At 66.3% G+C, this 17,455-nt stretch carries 20 protein-coding genes; 10 read left to right on the top strand and 10 right to left on the bottom strand.

The features are described 5' to 3' along the window. Nucleotides 1-45 precede the first annotated feature (45 nt). Nucleotides 46-201 carry a YdcH family protein gene (locus tag EV283_RS00335; RefSeq protein ID WP_082445084.1) on the bottom strand — a complete coding sequence of 52 codons (156 nt, stop codon included), beginning with the start codon at nt 199-201 and terminating at the stop codon, nt 46-48. 238 nt (nt 202-439) lie between these two features. Here EV283_RS00335 and EV283_RS00330 point away from each other — a divergent pair, with 238 nt between their 5' ends. Beyond that, nucleotides 440-622, top strand: coding sequence for a DUF465 domain-containing protein (locus tag EV283_RS00330; RefSeq protein ID WP_107958962.1), 183 nt, complete (start codon nt 440-442; stop codon nt 620-622). Nucleotides 623-794: 172 nt separating this feature from the next. Beyond that, nucleotides 795-1,253 (top strand): DUF1465 family protein, encoded by a 459-nt coding sequence (locus EV283_RS00325; protein ID WP_130321830.1) that lies wholly within the window; start codon nt 795-797, stop codon nt 1,251-1,253. Between the two features lie 12 nt (nt 1,254-1,265). On the opposite strand, the gene EV283_RS00320 is transcribed toward EV283_RS00325, so the two are convergent. The 4 genes from EV283_RS00320 to paoA all read right to left on the bottom strand — a co-directional run bounded on the left by EV283_RS00320 (nt 1,266) and on the right by paoA (nt 6,105). Beyond that, on the bottom strand, nt 1,266-2,225 hold the full coding sequence (locus EV283_RS00320; protein ID WP_130321828.1) for a nitronate monooxygenase family protein: 960 nt from the start codon (nt 2,223-2,225) through the stop codon (nt 1,266-1,268). Between the two features lie 90 nt (nt 2,226-2,315). Beyond that, on the bottom strand, nt 2,316-4,508 hold the full coding sequence (gene paoC / locus EV283_RS00315) for an aldehyde oxidoreductase molybdenum-binding subunit PaoC (RefSeq protein WP_130321826.1): 2,193 nt from the start codon (nt 4,506-4,508) through the stop codon (nt 2,316-2,318). Between the two features lie 5 nt (nt 4,509-4,513). Next, entirely contained in the window at nt 4,514-5,464 is a 951-nt protein-coding gene (locus EV283_RS00310; RefSeq protein WP_130321824.1) for a xanthine dehydrogenase family protein subunit M, read from the bottom strand. Further along, nucleotides 5,461-6,105, bottom strand: a complete 645-nt coding sequence (gene paoA, locus EV283_RS00305) for an aldehyde dehydrogenase iron-sulfur subunit PaoA (protein ID WP_130321822.1) — start codon at nt 6,103-6,105, stop codon at nt 5,461-5,463. The genes EV283_RS00310 and paoA overlap by 4 nt, the downstream gene beginning before the upstream one ends. 108 nt (nt 6,106-6,213) lie before the next feature. Here paoA and EV283_RS00300 point away from each other — a divergent pair, with 108 nt between their 5' ends. After that, nucleotides 6,214-6,414, top strand: a complete 201-nt coding sequence (locus EV283_RS00300) for a hypothetical protein (protein ID WP_130321820.1) — start codon at nt 6,214-6,216, stop codon at nt 6,412-6,414. A 149-nt stretch (nt 6,415-6,563) separates the two neighbouring features. On the opposite strand, the gene EV283_RS00295 is transcribed toward EV283_RS00300, so the two are convergent. Continuing rightward, entirely contained in the window at nt 6,564-7,982 is a 1,419-nt protein-coding gene (locus EV283_RS00295; protein WP_242615713.1) for a dihydrolipoyl dehydrogenase, read from the bottom strand. A gap of 100 nt (nt 7,983-8,082) precedes the next feature. Here EV283_RS00295 and EV283_RS00290 point away from each other — a divergent pair, with 100 nt between their 5' ends. From EV283_RS00290 to EV283_RS00280, 3 genes are all read left to right on the top strand, one after another. Further along, a complete protein-coding gene (locus EV283_RS00290; RefSeq protein ID WP_130321818.1) occupies nt 8,083-8,709 on the top strand; it encodes a glutathione S-transferase in 627 nt (208 codons plus the stop codon). A gap of 216 nt (nt 8,710-8,925) precedes the next feature. Continuing rightward, a complete protein-coding gene (locus EV283_RS00285) occupies nt 8,926-10,017 on the top strand; it encodes a LacI family DNA-binding transcriptional regulator (protein WP_130321816.1) in 1,092 nt (363 codons plus the stop codon). Between the two features lie 9 nt (nt 10,018-10,026). After that, a complete protein-coding gene (locus EV283_RS00280; RefSeq protein ID WP_130321814.1) occupies nt 10,027-11,508 on the top strand; it encodes an MFS transporter in 1,482 nt (493 codons plus the stop codon). 45 nt (nt 11,509-11,553) lie between these two features. Here the strand turns inward: EV283_RS00280 and EV283_RS00275 are convergent, their stop codons facing one another. Genes EV283_RS00275 through EV283_RS00265 form a run of 3 tightly spaced genes read right to left on the bottom strand, consistent with a single transcriptional unit; the run spans nt 11,554 to nt 13,221 of the window. Beyond that, nucleotides 11,554-12,123, bottom strand: coding sequence for a DUF1190 domain-containing protein (locus EV283_RS00275; RefSeq protein WP_130321812.1), 570 nt, complete (start codon nt 12,121-12,123; stop codon nt 11,554-11,556). A 10-nt stretch (nt 12,124-12,133) separates the two neighbouring features. Further along, nucleotides 12,134-12,547 (bottom strand): DUF350 domain-containing protein, encoded by a 414-nt coding sequence (locus EV283_RS00270; RefSeq protein ID WP_107958861.1) that lies wholly within the window; start codon nt 12,545-12,547, stop codon nt 12,134-12,136. 32 nt (nt 12,548-12,579) lie between these two features. After that, nucleotides 12,580-13,221 carry a DUF2491 family protein gene (locus EV283_RS00265; protein ID WP_130321810.1) on the bottom strand — a complete coding sequence of 214 codons (642 nt, stop codon included), beginning with the start codon at nt 13,219-13,221 and terminating at the stop codon, nt 12,580-12,582. A 245-nt stretch (nt 13,222-13,466) separates the two neighbouring features. On the opposite strand from EV283_RS00265, the gene EV283_RS00260 reads away from it, so the two are divergent. The 4 genes from EV283_RS00260 to EV283_RS00245 are packed head-to-tail and all read left to right on the top strand — an operon-like array spanning nt 13,467 to nt 16,372. Next, complete coding sequence (locus EV283_RS00260; protein WP_130321808.1) at nt 13,467-13,901, top strand: YjfI family protein; 435 nt, start codon at nt 13,467-13,469, stop codon at nt 13,899-13,901. Nucleotides 13,902-13,939: 38 nt separating this feature from the next. Beyond that, nucleotides 13,940-14,683, top strand: coding sequence for a PspA/IM30 family protein (locus EV283_RS00255; protein ID WP_130321806.1), 744 nt, complete (start codon nt 13,940-13,942; stop codon nt 14,681-14,683). After that, nucleotides 14,683-15,843 carry a glutathionylspermidine synthase family protein gene (locus EV283_RS00250; RefSeq protein ID WP_130321804.1) on the top strand — a complete coding sequence of 387 codons (1,161 nt, stop codon included), beginning with the start codon at nt 14,683-14,685 and terminating at the stop codon, nt 15,841-15,843. Before EV283_RS00255 ends, EV283_RS00250 begins: the two co-directional genes overlap by 1 nt. Before the next feature lies 1 nt (nt 15,844). Beyond that, nucleotides 15,845-16,372 carry an ankyrin repeat domain-containing protein gene (locus EV283_RS00245; RefSeq protein ID WP_130321802.1) on the top strand — a complete coding sequence of 176 codons (528 nt, stop codon included), beginning with the start codon at nt 15,845-15,847 and terminating at the stop codon, nt 16,370-16,372. A gap of 59 nt (nt 16,373-16,431) precedes the next feature. Here EV283_RS00245 and EV283_RS00240 read toward each other — a convergent pair whose 3' ends face one another. Continuing rightward, complete coding sequence (locus EV283_RS00240; protein ID WP_130321800.1) at nt 16,432-17,415, bottom strand: rhodanese-related sulfurtransferase; 984 nt, start codon at nt 17,413-17,415, stop codon at nt 16,432-16,434. Between the last annotated feature and the right edge of the window lie 40 nt (nt 17,416-17,455).

Below are 17,455 nucleotides of genomic sequence, written 5' to 3'. Positions count from 1 at the left end.
TCTTGTATCCGGGGCGTGGCCGCCTGGTATCCGCCGTTCAGCGCGTTACAGGCTGACGATCTCTTCCTTGAGTCGCAGTTTCTGCTTCTTCAGCTGCGCGAGGATGGCAGCGTCGGGCAAGGGGCGGTGCGTCTCCGCTGCGATTCGCTGATCAAGCACGGCATGCTTGGTTTCCAAGGCTGTCTGATGCGTCGTCTGCACGATGGAGTACCTCCTGCATTCGGGTTGGGGGACGGAGTAAACCACCACGTCATCGAAATGTCTTTATCGGAAATGGACCAAATCGATTGGCCGACCGATTTGATGCGACGACCCGTGTGTTCGACGCATGCTACCCATGATGCGGCGCTTTAGCGCTCGCCAGCGCGCCCCCATTTGCTAAGGACGCCGGTGACGGAGGATCGGCATGTATCTCAGGGACAGCGTGGACGAGGCTCAGATGCGGGTACGGCTGGACGGGATGCGGGTTGAGCATCGCGACCTCGACGATGCGATCGCCGCGCTCATCCTGTCGCCGGTCCCCGATCAGTTGCAGATCGCCCGTCTTAAGCGGCGCAAGCTGAGGCTCCGCGACGAGATCGCCGCGTGCGAGGACATGCTGATCCCGGATATCATCGCCTGAACGACGAAGGCCGAGCGCTATCCTGAAGGCGTGTCGCAAGCCGATCGACCGCGCCGTTTGTCGGGGACCAGCCGGGCTAGATGCCTCATTTTGATACGTTTCGTACAATCGGCATCGCGTCACGGCTGTCATCACGCTGGGCTGCACCAAGCGGCTATGCCATCCCGGCGCGATGAGTGGTCTGTATGAATCGCAACTGCATCGGCGATTGGTCGATGCGCTGTACAGCGAAGCGATGGTGTTGGCGGATGAAGCGCGCACCTATTTCGACGAAGCGGGGCGGGGGGAGCGGGAAGCGCTGGACGCGATGATCCGTGTGAGTTTCAGCTGCGAGTCGCTGAAGGTCACGACGCGGCTGATGCACGTCATTGCGTGGCTGCTGACGCAGCGCGCGGTCGAGGCGGGGGAGTTGCAGCCGCGCGACGCGCTCGATCCCGTTCGGCGGCTGGGCGATGCGCCGGTGACGGACCAGGGCCTGCTCGACATGCTGCCGGTGCGGGCGCGGGCGCTGATCGAGGCGAGCAGCGATTTGCACCGCCGGGTCGGCCTGCTCGACCGGGGGCTCGACGAGGTCGATATCGTCAGCCCCGTGCTGACCCTGCAGGGCCGCCTCGAACGCGCTGCGTTCTAGGCGGCCCTCGCCTCAGAGTCCGAGGCGCGCGCGGGCGGCGCGATATTCGCGTTCCAGACGATCGACTCGGTCGGCGACGCTCTCGACCTTGCTAACGGCGCCGATGCCCTGGCCCGAACCCCAGATGTCGCGCCAGGCCTTGGGCTTCGATCCGTTGCCGCCGCCGAAGTCCATCGTCTTCAGATCGCCCTCGGGCAGATTGTCGGGGTCCATGCCCGCAGCCTCGATCGACGCGCGCAGATAGTTGCCGTGCACGCCGGTGAACAGGTTCGAATAGACGATGTCAGACGCCTTGCCCGCGACGATGCCATCCTTGTACGCCTGATCGGCATTGGCTTCGGTGGTGGCGATGAACGGCGAGCCGATATAGCCGAAATCGGCACCCATGGCCTGTGCCGCCAGCACCGCGTCACCCGTCGCGATCGAGCCCGACAGCGCGAGCGGGCCATCGAACCATTGGCGGATTTCCTGGATGATCGCGAATGGCGAAAGGCGACCGGCATGACCGCCAGCGCCGGCCGCGACCGCGATCAGCCCGTCGGCGCCCTTTTCGATCGCCTTGCGCGCGAACCGGTCGTCGATCACGTCGTGGAGCGTGATCCCGCCCCAGCCATGCACCGCGGTGTTCAGGTCTTCGCGCGCGCCGAGCGAGGTGATGACGATCGGTACCTGCCACTTGGCGCAGGTCGCGAGGTCGCTTTCGAGACGGTCGTTCGACTTGTGGACGATCTGGTTGACCGCGAAGGGGGCGGCGGGCCGGTCGGGATTGGCGCGGTTGTGCGCGCTCAATTCCTCGGTGATCCGGTGCAGCCATTCGTCGAGCAGCGCCTGCGGCCGCGCGTTGAGTGCCGGGAAAGACCCGACGATCCCCGCCTTGCACTGCGCGATCACCAGTTCCGGTCCGGAAATGATGAACAGCGGAGACCCGATGACGGGCAGGCGGAGGTTTTTTAGAATGGCGGGTACGGTCATGCCGGTTTTCTAGCGCAACCCAATCGCGCGCGCCAGAGCCGGTTTTGCCCTCCATCCGGCCGATGCTCAGGCCGGATGGAGGGCAGGGTATCAGACCATCTTGCCGATCACCTTGTCGAGCGTCAGCGGATATTCGCGGACGCGAACGCCGCACGCATTGTAGACCGCGTTGGCGATCGCTGCGCCGACGCCGCACAGCCCGAGCTCACCGATGCCCTTGGCCTTCATCGGCGAGGACTTCTCGTCCAACTCGTCCATGAAGAACACGTCCTGCATCGGAATGTCGGCGTGCGCGGGGACGTGATATTCGGCGAGGTCGTGATTGACGAAATAGCCGAAGCGCGTGTCGACGATCGCGTCCTCCATCAACGCCGCGCCGACGCCCATCGTCATCGCACCGATGACCTGGCTGCGCGCCGATTTCGGATTGAGGATACGCCCGGCGGCAAACGCACCGCTCATCCGGCGGACGCGGATCTCGCCGGTCGCCGAATCGACTCCGACCTCGACGAAATGCGCGCCGAACGTGGCCTGTGCATAGGTCTTGGTCAGATCGCCGAACTCGATCGTATCCTCGGCGGAGAGGCCGGCATCGCCCGCAGCTTCCGACAGCGAGACGCTGCGGTTGCCCGACTTTACCTTGCCGTCCTCGAACACGACGTCGTCCGAATTGAAGCCGAGCTTACGCGCGACCGAGTCGCGCAGCGCCATGCAGGCTGCATAGACACCCGCGGTCGAGCTGTTGCCGCCCCACTGGCCACCCGATCCCGACGAGGCCGGGAAGCTGCTGTCGCCGAGCAGCACGATGACCTTGTCCATCGGCACGCCCATCATCTCAGCGACGGTCTGGCCGATGATCGTGTAGCTGCCGGTGCCGATATCGGTCATGTCGGTGGCGACCGTCACCATGCCCTTCTTGTCGATGCCGACGCGCGCACCCGACTTCATCGTCACGTTGTCGCGGAACGCCGACGCCATCCCCATGCCGACCAGCCAGCGGCCGTCACGGACCTGGCCGGGTACGGGATTGCGCTTGTTCCAGCCGAAGCGTTCGGCGCCGGTCTTCAGGCAGCCGACCAGATCGCGCTGCGAGAACTGGCGCGACGGCTTTTCGGGGTCGACCTGCGTGTCGTTGACGATCCGCAGCTGGACCGGGTCCATCTTCAGCTTCTCGGCCAGCTCGTCCATCGCCGCCTCGAGCGCGAGCAGGCCGACCGCCTCGCCCGGTGCACGCATCGCATTGCCCTCGGGAAGGTCGAGCACGGCGAGACGAGTCGCGGTCATGCGGTTGGCGCCGGCGTACAGCAGACGAGTCGCATTCGGCGCGGTCTCGGGTCCACCGCCGGGCAGGTCGCCCGACCAGCTCTCATGCGCGATCGCAGTGATCTTGCCGTCCTTCTGCGCACCGATGCGCAGGCGCTGGATCGTCGCGGGGCGATGCGTGGTGTTGTTCATCACCTGCGGACGCGCGAGCGCGAGCTTGACTGGCCGGCCACCGATCGCGCGCGAGCCGAGTGCCGCCATCACCGCATCGCTGCGGATCCACAGCTTCGACCCGAAGCCACCACCAACATAGGGCGACATCACATGGATGTTGTCCTTCGGGATCAGCAGCGTCTCGCTCATGTCGCCGACCGCCCAGGCGATCATCTGGTTCGACGTCCACAGCGTCAGCTTGTCGCCCGTCCACGCCGCGGTCGTCGAATGCGGCTCCATCATCTGATGGCTCTGGTCGGGCGTCGTGTAGCGCTCGTCGACCTTCACCGCCGCCTTGGCGAACGCGCCAGCGAAGTCGCCGACGGCCGTGTCGGGGGTGCCGCTCTTGGGCTTGGTTGCCGAGCCCTGCGACGCGGCGAGATCGAAATTGCCCTTCGCCCGCGCATAGGTAATGCGCAGCAGCTTGGTGGCGGCGCGCGCCTGCTCGAACGTCTCGGCGACGACGACGGCGACGGCCTGGTCGTAGTGCTGGACGTCGGGGCCCGCGAGCATCCGTGCGGTGTGGTTCTTGGCCTTGCCGATCTTGCCGGCATTCTCATAGGTGACGACCGCGAGCACGCCGGGTGCCGCCTTGGCGTCGGCCATGTCGATGCTCTCGATCCGGCCCTTGGCGATCGAAGACCCGAGAATGTAGCCATAGGCCGCGTTCGGTGCGGCGTCGCTCCGCTCATAGGCGTAGTGCGCGGTACCGGTCGTCTTCAGCTTGCCGTCGATGCGATCGATCGGCTTGCCGATCACCTTCATCCGGTCGGTGGGATTGGCGGTTGCGGGGGTATTGAATTTCATGGGCGTCAGGCCTTCGCGTCTTCGAACACGGCGCCGATGGTGCGTTCGACCAACGGCAGCTTGAACGCGTTCTGTGAGGTGGTGCGGGCGCCGGCGAGAACCGCCGCTGCGGTGGCCTTGGCGCCGTTGGGCATCTGCGCCTCGGCGGACTCGACGCGCCAGGGCTTGTGCGCGAGGCCACCAAAGGCGAGCCGTCCACGACCGCCGGGCTGGATCACGGCCGCGACCGAGATCAGCGCGAAGGCGTAGGACGCACGGTCGCGCACCTTCTGGTAGATGTGCGTGCCGCCGATCGGCTTGGGAAGCGTTACCGCGGTGATGAGTTCGCCTGGCGCCAGCGACGTCTCGATGTTCGGCGTCGCGCCGGGCAGCCGGTGGAAGTCGGCGATCGGGATCGCGCGGGTCGCGCCGGCGGCGTTCACCGTCTCCACGGTCGCGTCGAGCACGCGCATCGCGACTGCCATGTCGCTCGGGTGCGTGGCGATGCACGCCTCGCTCGTACCCATGATCGCGAGGTTACGGTTGAACCCGCCGATCGCGGCGCAACCGCTGCCCGGCTGGCGCTTGTTGCAGGGTTTGGTGGTGTCGTAGAAATAGGGGCAGCGCGTGCGCTGGAGCAGGTTGCCCGCGGTCGTCGCCTTGTTGCGGAGCTGGCCGCTCGCGCCGGACACCAACGCGCGGCTGAGTACGCCGTAGTCCTTGCGCACGCGCGCGTCGGCGGCGAGATCGGTGTTGCGGACGAGTGCCCCGACGCGGAGGCCACCGTCGGCGGTCGGCGTGATCTTGTCGAGACCGAGGCCGTTGACGTCGATCAGATGCTGCGGCGTCTCGATCTGCAACTTCATCAGGTCGAGCAGGTTGGTGCCGCCCGCGATGAACTTGGCGCCCGGCATGCGGGCCGCGGCGCTCGCGGCCTCCTTGGCCGAGGTGGCGCGCTCATAGGTAAAGGCCTTCATGCCGTGCGCTCCGTGCCCGCGACGTCGTGGATCGCGTCGATGATGTTGGCATAGGCGCCGCAGCGGCAGATGTTGCCGCTCATCCGCTCGCGCAGTTCGTCGGTGCTGACGGTCGGCTGCGCGGCGATGTCGCCGGTGACGTGGCTGGGGATACCCGCCTTGATCTCGCCGAGCGTGGCGACTGCCGAGCAGATCTGGCCTGGCGTGCAATAGCCGCACTGGTAGCCGTCATGCTTGACGAACGCGGCCTGCATCGCGTGGAGCTTCTCGGGCGTGCCGAGGCCTTCGATCGTGGTGATCTCCTCGCCTTCGTGCATCACCGCGAGCGTGAGGCAGCTGTTGATCCGGCGACCCTCGACAATCACCGTGCACGCGCCGCACTGGCCGTGATCGCAGCCCTTCTTGGTGCCGGTGAGCTTAAGATTCTCGCGCAGTGCGTCGAGCAGCGTGGTCCGCGTGTCGACGTTGATCTTGGTCGTGCGGCCGTTCACCTTAAGCGTGACCGGCATCGTCGGCGGCGCGGGCTGCGCGCTGCCCTGAACCTGGGCCTGCGCAGCGGGTGCCGCGGCCAGCGTGGCCGACGCGACACCACCGGCGATCACGCCACGGCGCGATACCGGAAAACCTTCATCCTGATGCATATAAACCCCTGTATCTGCTAGCGTAACTCGCGAGGGCAGCCAAAGTTGCGCTGGTGCGCATTTGGTTCCGTGAATTCTCGGTCATGTGGTTTGCGATAGGGTGTTGTAATGCGGACGATTTCTTCCGGTGTGTCGGTCCGGCTCTATCATCTCGACGATAGCGGAGAGGGCGGAGCGGCGACGACGTTGTTCTATGGGCCGCTGGACGAGGCGCTGGGGATCGCGGCGCGGCAGGAGGAGGATGTGCAGGCTGGGTTGTATCTGGCGACGGAAAATGATGTCGTCGCGTATCTGGATCTGGAGGGGTAGCTCGCCAATGCGCCTTCGCCGATTTCACCACCCCGGCGAAGGCCGGGGCCCAATTGAGGGCGCTTAGTAAAGACGAGCCGTGCTTCGTTACGACCACCTTTCCAATTGGGCCCCGGCCTTCGCCGGGGTGGTACAGTGACCGCGCCGCCTTACGTCCCCGGCGTGAAGCCGTCATCGCGATCGGGCGGCGTTGGCGCGTGCACCTCGGCGCAGATCGAGCGGAGCGCATCCTTCATCCCCTCCTCGAACGTCGGATGATAGAAGGGCAAGTCGAGCACCTCGGTCGCGGTCCAGCCGCTTTGGATCGCCCAGGCGATCAGGTGCGCGCTGTGCTCGACCGCGGGCCCTGCCATCGTCGCACCCGTCAGGCGGCCGTCGCGGCGGTCGGCGTAGAAGCGCACCAGCCCGGCATTGCACGCCTCGACCTTCGCGCGGCCCTGATCGTCATAGGAGGCGGTGCCGATCACGCTGTCCGCGTCGTCGTCCTTGGCGATCTTGCCGATCACTGCGACATTGGGGTGTGTGAAGGTGATCGCGAACGGGACGGAGCGCTTGCCCGGCGTAACCTCGGGATAGCTCGCCGCATTGCGCCCCGCGATCATGCCCTCCGCCGACGCCTCGTGCAGCACCGCGCGATCGTGATCCGCGTCGCCGGCGATGAAGATCGGCGCGCTGCCGCACTGCATCGTGTCGGGGTCATAGTCGGGCATGCCGTGGTCATCGAGCGCGAGCCCGGTCGTCTCGAGCCCGATGTCCTTGATCCGCGGCGGCCGGCCCGTCGCGACGAGCAGATAGTCGAAGCGCTTGCTGCCCGACTCCGAGCCCGTCCAGGAGAGTGCGACGCCGTCGCCTTGGGGTTCGGCCTTGAGCTCGACGCCGAGCAGGATCGGCATCTCGCGCGACAGGATCGCGTGATACGCCTCGGCGACATGGGGATCCTTCAGCCCACCGATCGTCTCGCCCATGTCGAACACCATCGTTTCGACGCCGAGCCGCGCCATCGCCTGCGCGAGTTCAAGCCCGAGCGCGCCTGCGCCGACCACGCCGATCGAGCCGGGCAGGTCCTCCAGCTCGAAGATACTTTCGTTGGTCAGCACGCGGTCGCGCACGGCGTCGAACATGTCGGGGATCGCGGGGCTCGATCCGGTCGCGATCACGACGGATTTCGCATGGACCTGACGCCCGTCGCTGAGCGCAAGGATCGTCGCGCCTGCGAATTTTGCGCGTGCCTCGATCTTCACTTCGTCGGGCAATTTGTCGATCGATTTTTCGACGCCGGCGACGAACGCATCGCGCTCCTTGCGGACTCGCGCCATCACCGCGACGCCGTCGACCTTGGCCGATGCCTCGACGCCGAAGACCTTGGCCTGGTTGACCGCGTGCATCGCATTGCCTGCCGCGATCAACAGCTTGGAGGGCATACATCCCACGCTGGCGCAGGTCGTGCCGCCAAAGCCTTCGTCGATCAGCAGCGTCTTGGCGCCGTTGCGGCGCGCGCTGCGCTCGGCGGCGAGGCCGGCGGTGCCCGCGCCGATGATCGCGACATCGCAGGTCAGGTTGGTCATCATGGTCTCCGTCGCCGGAGGATTCCGGGGGTGCGGTCAACGAAACCTTCGATGCCGCCCAGCCGTTCCGAGGGGCAGCACATTCCCGTATCGAAGGACGCTTATGTTAACGCTGCACCATCTGAACTACTCGCGGTCGATCCGCGTGATCTGGCTGCTCGAAGAGCTCGGGATCGAATATGACCTCGTCAAATATGAGCGCGACGCGAACTTCCGTGCGCCGCCCGAACTGAAAGCGATCCACCCGCTCGGCAAGGCCCCCGTGCTGGTCGATGGCGACCTGACGCTGGCCGAGAGCGCGCCGATCCTGGCGTATATCGACGAGCGGTATGGCGAGCGCCGCTTCTCGCCGCCGATCGACAGCGATGCGGCGGCGGTGCACGACGAGTGGCTGCAATATGTCGAGAGCTCGGCCGCGCTGCCAATCATGATGACGTCGCTTGGCAAGCGGATGGGCGGGCTGCCCGATGGGCTCGCCAAGTTCACCGGTCCCGAAGTGACCAAGACGCTCGACTATATCGGTGCCGGGGTCGGCGAGGGGCCGTATCTGATGGGCGAGCAACTGATGCTGGCCGACATCCAGATGTGCTACATCCTCGCGATCGCGGAAAGCGCCGGGCTGCTGGGCGATCATCCGGACGTCGCGGCGTATCTCGACCGCTTGCGCGCGCGCCCGGCCTTTGTCGCTGCAACCGAGATCGGCGGTCCGCTGATGGCACCCCGTCGATGAGGGGCGCTCCGTCATCCCGGTCGGCCCGGGATGACGGTGCCACCGTCGCCCAGACGGAGCGGTGCATACGTATTCAGGCTGTAGGGTACCGGTACCACCTTGGTTCTGTGGCTGTTTTGCCACGCTCGGCAGGGTGGCGATGTTGACGCCCGCGCGGATCTGGCGTGATGCTGACCCACGGCCATCCCACGCGCAGAGGGGCCCTGGACCCCGAGGATGCTGGAGGACCCAATCGTCGTGAATGCCGCTGCCAAGTCTTCCAGCCGATCCGGCGGCAAGCCGGCGGGCAAACCGACCTCGTTTGACATCGCGCAGCTCGCCGGCGTTTCGCAACCGACCGTATCGCGCGCGCTGCGGGGCAGCTCGACGGTCAACCTGGCGACGCGGCAGCGGATCGAGGCGATTGCGCGGCAGCTCAACTACACCGTCGATCGCAGCGCCTCGAACCTGCGCAACGGCACGACCAAGACGATCGCGCTGCTGCTGTTCCGCGATCCGACTCCAGACGAGACCGTGGTCAATCCGTTCTTCCTCGGCATGCTCGGCGCGATGATGGCGGCGTGCGGGTCGCATGGCTACGACCTGCTCGTGTCGTTCCAGCAATTTTCGAGCGACTGGCATACCGATTACGAGGACAGCCACCGCGCCGACGGGCTGATCCTGCTCGGCTATGGCGATTATGCCGACTATCGGTCCCGGCTCGAGACGCTCGTCGCGCAGGGGACTCACTTCGTACGCTGGGGCTCGGTCCAGCCGGGGCAGCCGGGGCTGACGATCGGGTGCGACAATATCGCGGGCGGCGCGGCGGCGGCGCGCCACCTGCTCGATCGCGGGCGGCGGCGGATCGCGTTCCTGGGCAGCGCGACCGATCATTATCCCGAGTTTCACGACCGGTATCGCGGCTATGTCGCGGTGCTGGGCGAGCATGGCATCGCGGCGGATCCGCAGCTGCAGGTCGAGACGATATCGACCGAGGAGGATGCGACGCAGGCGACGCGCGAGCTGCTTCGCCGCGGCGTGCCGTTCGATGCGATCGTCGCGGCGAGCGACCTGATCGCGCTGGCGGCGATGCGTGTGCTGGCGGGGGCCGGGATCAACGTGCCCTATGACGTCGCGATTGTCGGGTTCGACGACATCCCGGCCGCCAGCCTTGCCAATCCACCGCTGACGACGATCGCGCAGGATAGCGGGCTGGCGGGGCGGCGGCTGGTCGAGATGTTGCTCGCGCGAATCGGCGATCAACCGGTCGAGAGCACGGTGCTGCCGACGCAATTGGTGATCCGGCGATCATCGGGTGAAGGGCGCTGAATGACCGTAATGGGTAGGGAGAAACCACGTCAGGGCTTCTGGGGGCTGTGGAACATCTCGTTCGGATTCTTCGGGATCCAGATCGGCTTTGCGCTGCAGAACGCCAATGTCAGCCGCATCTTCCAATCGCTCGGCACATCGGTCGACGATCTGGCGTTCCTGTGGATCGCCGCGCCGCTGACCGGGCTGCTCGTCCAGCCGGTGATCGGGCATTATAGCGACCGGACCTGGGGGCGGCTCGGGCGTCGGCGGCCCTATTTCCTGGCCGGGGCGATGCTCGCGACGTTCGCGCTGCTGGCGATGCCGAACGCGCCGGTGCTGTGGGTCGCGGCCGTGCTGCTGTGGATGCTCGACGGATCGCTCAATGTCGCGATGGAGCCGTTTCGCGCGTTCGTCGGCGACATGCTCGGCAGCCGGCAGCGCACCGCGGGCTTCGCGTTCCAGACCGGCTTTATCGGCGCGGGCGCGGTGATCGGCAGCCTGGCACCGATCATCCTGACCGACGTGTTCCAGGTCGCGAACACCGCGCCAGCGGGTGGGATACCGCCGTCGGTGCAGTATGGATTCTATATCGGCGCGCTCGCCTTGTTCTTCGCGGTGCTGTGGACCGTGCTGACGACCAGCGAATATTCGCCCGCGGAGATGGCCGCGTTCGAGGACGAGGGCCCGGTTGCGCCGCGCGACACGGTCGTCCGGTCGAGCGCAAGGCTCGCGCCGGTCTGGATCGCGCTGGGTGCGATCGTGATCGCCGCGGTGGCGCGGTTCGGGCTCGACAAGCCGGTCTATCTGCTCGGTGGCGGGCTGATCGCGTTCGGCGCGGCGTTGCTGGCGAGCGCCGCCCTGGTGCGATCGGGCAGGGAATCAAATGTTCTTAGCCAGATCGTCGGCGATCTTGGCACCATGCCGCAAACGATGAAGCGGCTCGCGCTCGTCCAGTTCTTCACCTGGTCGGCGCTGTTCATCATGTGGATCTACACGACGCCGATCGTCACGCAGCATGTGTTCGGCACGACCGACACGACCAGTGCGGCGTATAACGAGGGGGCGAACTGGGTCGGAGTTCTGTTCGCGGTGTATAACGGCGTGGCGACCTTATGGGCGTTCGTCATGCCGGCGCTGGCGGCGCGGATCGGCCGGCGCGACGCGCATATCCTCGGGCTGCTGTGCGGGGCGGCGGGGTTCGCGTCGTTCCTGGTGGTGCGCGACCAATATGTGCTGATCGGGTCGATGGTGCTGATCGGCATCGCCTGGTCGTCGATCCTGACGATGCCCTATGCGATCCTGTCGAACGCGCTGCCCCAGGCCAAGCTCGGCGTCTATATGGGGCTGTTCAACATCTTCATCGTGTTACCGCAGCTGATCGTGTCGTCGGTGATGGGGCAGGTCGTGCGGACGTTCTTCCCAGCCGACGCGGTATGGGCGATGCTGATCGCGGCGGGGGTGATGGTCGTCGCTGCGCTGGCGATGCTGCGGGTTGAGCGGAGCGCGTGACCGGGCTTAAGATCCTCCCCCACTAGGGGGGGGGGAGGATTGGCCTCAGCCGCCGAAGCCGCGGCCGCCGAAGCCGCCGCCGAACCCGCCGCGCGAGATCACCGAACTGCGTGTCTGGACTCGCGCAGGGGCGCGCGCGGTCGTCGGGGTGAACGCATCCGAGCCGACGCGCGTGCGGCCGGTCACATAGTCGCGGTTGATCCGGCCGCCGGCGCCACCGTAATAATTGCCCTCGCGATCGCGGTACATCGGCGCGCCGCGATTGCCGAACCCGCCGTTGAGCGCCTGCCCGACGAGGAAGCCGGTCAACAGCGGCGTGAAGAAGCTGCCGCCATTGCCGTTGTTGCGTGGTTCGCACTGCGCGGCGCCGAACTGCTCCTCGCAGGTATGCTTGTCCTCGAACCGCGGCGCGGTCTTCGCCGCATCGGTCTTGGCCTGTTCGAACGCGGTGTCGCATTGGACCGCGGACAGCGCGCCGGCTGCGCGGCACTCGGCGACGGAGGCGTAGCTCTGCGCCTCGACCGGCTTGCCGCCGACATCGCCATCGCACGCGGTCAGCGAGATGCCCGAGCCTGCGATCAGGCTGGTGAGGACGATCGATCTGGAACGCTTCATGGGTGCTTCCTCAGTTCGTCATGCAGGCGGCGTTGAGGATGCCGACGCACAGCGAGATGCTTGCCATATAGGTCGCCGCCGCGATTTCGCCGCGCTGGATCCGCGCGTTGAAATCGCGCATCACGAGACGCTGGACGACCAAAGCCGTGACGATCTGGATGACGCCGGCGAGCAGCGCCCAGACCGCGAATTCGACCAGCGAGACGGTATGCGTCAGTGCCGAGGCAAGCGGCAGGACATAGCCGAGCAACGCCGCGCCCAGCGTGATCGCGGCGGCGGTGTTGCCCTCGCGGATCAGCGACTTCTCGTGATAGGGCGTCGCCACCTGATAGATGATCTTGAACGCAATCGTGAACACGCCCGCCGCGACGAACGCGATCAGGAAGGCGAGCGCGCTGGCGCCGAAGCTGTATTGGTCGATCATGGCAAGTCCCCCGGAGCCGTTCGCTCGTGACGCTAGGCCCTGAACTCGCCGAGTTCCAGTGCCACGCCCAGCATGATCTCGAACGAGACCTCGCCAGCCTCGTTCTCCTGGTCGATCGCGAGCAGCAGTTCGCGGCCGTCGTCGCCCGGCAGGTCGCGGCCGAACAGCATGCAGGTCTGGAAGATGCGACGGTCGACGATGCCGTCGCGGTCGTCGTGAAGATCTTCCCAGAACGTCACCGGTTCCTGCTCGCTCGCTTCGGGGCCGAACCAGAAGCGTCCATATTCGGGTAATCCCTCGGCAGTGAAGGTGCGCGCCTTGAGGCGGCTCTTCCACGCCGGGCGCTCGGCGGACGAGGACGGGTAGGCGCTGTCCCACGGCGCGAACAGCGTGACGTCGGTCACGTCCTGGCCGGCGCGGTCGTTCGACACCGCCTGGAACATGATGTCGTCGTCGGAGTAGAAACGGTGGACGAACCCGCCCTCGTTGAGGTTCACCAGCCCCTGCGCGACGATCACCAGCGTATCGCGGTCGAACGGGAACAGGAGTTCCGATCCGAACCGCCGCCATGCGAGCGGGTCGACCGTCACCGTGCGCCCCAGCGTCACGTTGCGGACGACGGGCAGGGCGTTCTCGTCAAGCGCTGGCTTGCGGCCGAACAGGCGATCGAACATGCAATCCTCGTATCTTTGTTGACGGCCTGCATAGGGCAAAGCGGCCGGGCGAGCAAAGCGCAACCCCCCGTCATCCTGACGAAAGTCAGGACCCAGAGCCACACCCGTCGCGCTTCGTAACCCTGGATCCTGACTTTCGTCAGGATGACGGGAAACGGTGGGGTGGCGGAGTGGGGAGCGGGGATGGCAAGGGTTCGCGACACGTCCTATGTGTGCGTGACGCGACAAGCACGGGAGTTCTTGCATTGACCGACATCTGGACCGTCCGCAGCCTGAAGGCCGCGCTCGACACGTCAGGGCCCGCAAAGGCGGGAGAGCTCACCGCGCGGATCCTGGAAGGCGCGGACCCGGTATTGCTCGTGACGATGCATCAGCACGGCGACCTCGAGCTGTTCGTCAACGTCAGCGAGGCGCAGATCGCGTGCTCGACCTTGCTCTGGCCGTGCGACGAGCAGGAGGACCAGCAGGCGTTCAACACCTTCCTGCTGAAATCGCAGAAGCTGGTGCCGCTGTCGAACTTCGGGATCGGCACCGTCGACGGCCGCGATTATTACGAGCTGTTCGGCGAACTGGCGACGTCGAGCCCGCTCGATACCGTCGTGATCGAGCTGCGCACCCTCGCCGAGAATGCGATCGATGCGGCCACCGACCTGCGCCACGCGCAGATTCCCGCCGCCTGACATCATCGCCTGATTTAGATACCAACGGAGAGACTGGCATGGCCATCTGGAGCAAGCTTTTCACCCTCGGTCGTGCCGGAGCGCACGAAGCCGGTTCGGCGGTGGTCGATGCGAACGCGCTGCGTATCCTCGACCAGGAAATCCGCGATGCGGACAAGGCGCAAGGCAAGGCCCGCGACGATCTCGCCGGGCTCGTTGCGCGGCGCCGGATCCTCGAGACCGAGGTCGAGAGTTTTCGCGCGCAGGCCGCCAAGTATGAGGCGTCGGCGCGCGTCGCGGTTGAGAAGGGCAATATGGATCTCGCGCGGCAGGTCGCGCAGCGGATCGCCGATCTCGAACAGGATATCGCGCTGAAGACCCCGCAGGTCGAGGACATGCGCGCGGCCGAGGAGCAGATCCACACCGCCGTCGCGCAGACCGACCGCAAGATCGAGCAGCTCCGCCGCGAGGTGGAGGTCGTCAAGGTCAACGAGTCGGTGCAGAAGGCGCAGGCCTCGGTCGCGTCGGGCAGCATGGGGGCGGGCAACAAGCTCGGCTCGGCCGCCGACAGCCTCGCACGGATCCGCGAACGCCAGGCGATCCGTGGCGAGCGGATCAAGGCGGCGGGGGAGTTGGAAGACCGTCGCACCGGCGCCGATCTCGACGAGAAGCTGCGGCTGGCGGGTATCCTGCCGGGCCAGTCCTCCGCCGACGACGTACTCGCGCGGCTGACCGCGCCCAAAACGCCGCAGGTTGGCCAGACGCTCCAGATCGGCCAGCGCGACGATAGCAAGGACAACTGATGCGCCGGATCGCGGTCGACCCGCGCAGCGACTGGCGTGAGCGGGCGGACGCGATCGGGTTCGTCTATCATGACACCGACGGCGAGCCGTACTGGGACGAGGGTGCGGCCTATGCCTTCACGCTGGCGGAGATCGAGGATGATCTCGAGCCCGCGGCGGAGACGCTGCACGCGATGTGCCTCGATCTGGTCGACGAGGTGGTGCGCGACCAGGTGCTGATGGAGCGCCTCGCGATCCCGCGCGAGCAGTGGAACTATGTCGCGGAAACGTGGCGGACGCGGCAACCTTCGCTCTACGGGCGGTTTGACTTCGCCTATGACGGGACGGGGCCGGCCAAGCTCTACGAATATAACGCCGATACGCCGACATCGGTGTTCGAGTGCGCGACGTTCCAGTGGATGTGGCTTGAGGACTTGCTTGCGAGCGGCGCGTTGCCGGCGGGGACCGACCAGTTCAACAGCCTGTTCGACAAGCTGCGCGAGCGATTCCGTGCGCTGTTTCCGAGCGGTGGGTTCGTCCACTTCGCGGCGGATGCTTCGGCGATCGAGGATCGGCAGACCGTCCGCTTCTTCGAGGATCTGGCGAGCCAAGTCGGGATCGAGCCCAAGTTTGTCGAGATGAAGGATATCGGGCTCGCCGCCGATGGGCGCTTCGTCGATACCGACGGCTATGAGGTGCAGGCGGCGTTCAAGCTGTACCCGTGGGAGTTCATGCTGCGCGAGCCCTACGCGCCCAATCTGTCGCGGGCGGACGTACGCTGGATCGAGCCGGCGTGGAAGTCGATCCTGTCGAACAAGGGCATCCTGCCGCTGTTGTGGGAGCGGCATCCCGAGCATCCGAACCTGCTGCCGGCGTTCTTCGACGACGATCCCGCCGCGAAGATCCTGGGGCCGAAATTTGTACGGAAACCGCTGTTCTCGCGCGAGGGTGCGAATGTCGAGGTGATCGGGGACGCAGCGCATGCGGTGCTCGATCAGGGCTATGGTGCCGAGGGGGCGATCCGGCAGGCCTATGCGCCGCCGCCGGTGTTCGACGGGCGGCATCCGGTGATCGGCGCGTGGATGGTCGGCAACGAAGCCGCGGGGATCGGCGTTCGGGAGGATGACACGGTGGTGACGCGCAATCTCGCGCGGTTCGTGCCGCATATCATCGAGGCCTGACATGACCGACGCGCGCGAACTCCCCCCCTTGCCGCCGATGGAGCGGCTGGTTGAACTGCTGTTCGATGCTGCGCGGATGGGGCGGGACGAGATGATCCCCGCGCTGTTGCAGGCGGGCGTCGATATCGAGGTGACCGATGCGAAGGGCTACACGCCGCTCGTGATCGCCAGCTATAACGGCAATGTCGAAGCCACCGTCGCTTTGCTTGCAGCAGGCGCGAAGGTCGATGGCGCGGCCGACGCGCGCGGCAACACGGCGCTGATGGGGGTGTGCTTCAAGGGTTACGCGGAGATCGCACAGGTCCTGATCGACGCGGGGGCGGATGTGAACCGGCGCAATGGTGTTGGCCAAACGGCGCTGATGATGGCGGCGCTGGTGGGCAAGACCGCGATTATCGACCTGTTGCTGGAGCATGGGGCGGACCCGGCGATCGTCGATGCCGCCGGCAACAGCGTGCATTCGCTGGCGCTGTCGCAAGGCAACACGGCGTTGGCCGCGCGGTTCGCTGCCCCAAGTCCGTCATCCTGACGAAAGTCAGGATCCAGGGTAACGCGCGCTACGTCCTTGGCTCTGGATCCTGACTTTCGTCAGGATGACGGGGAGGGGGTGTGGTGGTCGTCGGTCCCGTGAGTCTTGGGGAGTACCGCCCCGACATGGGTTTCGCCGCGGGCTTGGGCCAGGCGCACCTGGCGTTCGCGCTCGGCATAGCCCGCCCGCTGGGACTCGTCGCGCGCGTCGTGGCAGGCCGGGCAGCTGATCCCCTCGACATAGAGCGGCGATGTGCGATTGGCGACGCTGACCGGCATGCGGCAGGCGTGGCACAGCACGTGGCTGCCCAGCACGAGCCCGTGGCCGACCGCGACGCGCTGGTCGAAGACGAAGCATTCGCCCTCCCAAAGGCTCTCCGCTTCGGGCACCGTCTCGAGATATTTGAGGATGCCGCCTTTGAGATGATAGACCTCGTCGAGCCCCTCGGTCTTGAGGAACGCGGTCGATTTCTCGCAGCGGATGCCGCCGGTGCAGAACATCGCGATCTTGGGCGGCGGGCCGTTGCCGACCAGCTCTTCGCGATGCGCGCGAAACCAGGCCGGGAAGTCGCGGAAACTGCGCGTCTGCGGATCGACCGCGCCGGCGAACGTGCCGACCGACACCTCGTAATCGTTGCGCGTGTCGATCAGGATCGTCCCCGGCTCGGCGATCAGCGCGTTCCAGTCCGCGGGCTCGACGTAATGGCCGACGCCGCTCAGCGGATCGATCGCGGGTTCGCCCATCGTCACGATCTCGCGCTTCAACCGCACCTTCATGCGGTGGAACGGCATCGTCTCGGCGCGTGACTCTTTCACGTCGAGGTCGGCGCACCCCGGCAACGCCCGGATATGCGCGAGAACGGCATCGATCCCCGCCTCGGACCCGGCGATCGTCCCGTTGATCCCCTCAGGCGCGAGCAGCAGCGTCCCCTTCACTCCGTTCGAACAGCATGCGAGCGCAAGCGGCGGCTGGATCGCGGCGATGTCGGCGAACGGCGTGAAGCGATACAGCGCCACAACGCGGATGGGGAGATTTTGGGTCATCGGTTCATCGTGCAGGGGAGGAGGTGCGCTCCCTTAGCGT

The sequence above is a fragment of the Sphingomonas sp. BK036 genome, from assembly GCF_004216825.1.
Taxonomy (GTDB): domain Bacteria; phylum Pseudomonadota; class Alphaproteobacteria; order Sphingomonadales; family Sphingomonadaceae; genus Sphingomonas.
Note: the sequence above shows the minus strand (reverse complement) of the source record. Positions and strands in the feature narration are given on the sequence as shown.

What these genes read in the sequence shown, in the direction of transcription:
- EV283_RS00285 (WP_130321816.1), top strand. Translation starts at nt 8,926, where the DNA reads ATGCTGGAGGACCCAATCGTCGTGAATGCCGCTGCCAAGTCTTCCAGC.
- EV283_RS00300 (WP_130321820.1), top strand. Translation starts at nt 6,214, where the DNA reads ATGCGGACGATTTCTTCCGGTGTGTCGGTCCGGCTCTATCATCTCGAC.
- EV283_RS00245 (WP_130321802.1), top strand. Translation starts at nt 15,845, where the DNA reads ATGACCGACGCGCGCGAACTCCCCCCCTTGCCGCCGATGGAGCGGCTG.
- EV283_RS00295 (WP_242615713.1), bottom strand. Translation starts at nt 7,982, where the DNA reads ATGATGACCAACCTGACCTGCGATGTCGCGATCATCGGCGCGGGCACC.
- EV283_RS00255 (WP_130321806.1), top strand. Translation starts at nt 13,940, where the DNA reads ATGGCCATCTGGAGCAAGCTTTTCACCCTCGGTCGTGCCGGAGCGCAC.
- EV283_RS00325 (WP_130321830.1), top strand. Translation starts at nt 795, where the DNA reads ATGAGTGGTCTGTATGAATCGCAACTGCATCGGCGATTGGTCGATGCG.
- paoC (WP_130321826.1), bottom strand. Translation starts at nt 4,508, where the DNA reads ATGAAATTCAATACCCCCGCAACCGCCAATCCCACCGACCGGATGAAG.
- EV283_RS00310 (WP_130321824.1), bottom strand. Translation starts at nt 5,464, where the DNA reads ATGAAGGCCTTTACCTATGAGCGCGCCACCTCGGCCAAGGAGGCCGCG.
- EV283_RS00320 (WP_130321828.1), bottom strand. Translation starts at nt 2,225, where the DNA reads ATGACCGTACCCGCCATTCTAAAAAACCTCCGCCTGCCCGTCATCGGG.
- EV283_RS00250 (WP_130321804.1), top strand. Translation starts at nt 14,683, where the DNA reads ATGCGCCGGATCGCGGTCGACCCGCGCAGCGACTGGCGTGAGCGGGCG.
- EV283_RS00275 (WP_130321812.1), bottom strand. Translation starts at nt 12,123, where the DNA reads ATGAAGCGTTCCAGATCGATCGTCCTCACCAGCCTGATCGCAGGCTCG.
- EV283_RS00270 (WP_107958861.1), bottom strand. Translation starts at nt 12,547, where the DNA reads ATGATCGACCAATACAGCTTCGGCGCCAGCGCGCTCGCCTTCCTGATC.
- EV283_RS00240 (WP_130321800.1), bottom strand. Translation starts at nt 17,415, where the DNA reads ATGACCCAAAATCTCCCCATCCGCGTTGTGGCGCTGTATCGCTTCACG.
- EV283_RS00280 (WP_130321814.1), top strand. Translation starts at nt 10,027, where the DNA reads ATGGGTAGGGAGAAACCACGTCAGGGCTTCTGGGGGCTGTGGAACATC.
- EV283_RS00290 (WP_130321818.1), top strand. Translation starts at nt 8,083, where the DNA reads ATGTTAACGCTGCACCATCTGAACTACTCGCGGTCGATCCGCGTGATC.
- paoA (WP_130321822.1), bottom strand. Translation starts at nt 6,105, where the DNA reads ATGCATCAGGATGAAGGTTTTCCGGTATCGCGCCGTGGCGTGATCGCC.
- EV283_RS00265 (WP_130321810.1), bottom strand. Translation starts at nt 13,221, where the DNA reads ATGTTCGATCGCCTGTTCGGCCGCAAGCCAGCGCTTGACGAGAACGCC.
- EV283_RS00330 (WP_107958962.1), top strand. Translation starts at nt 440, where the DNA reads ATGCGGGTACGGCTGGACGGGATGCGGGTTGAGCATCGCGACCTCGAC.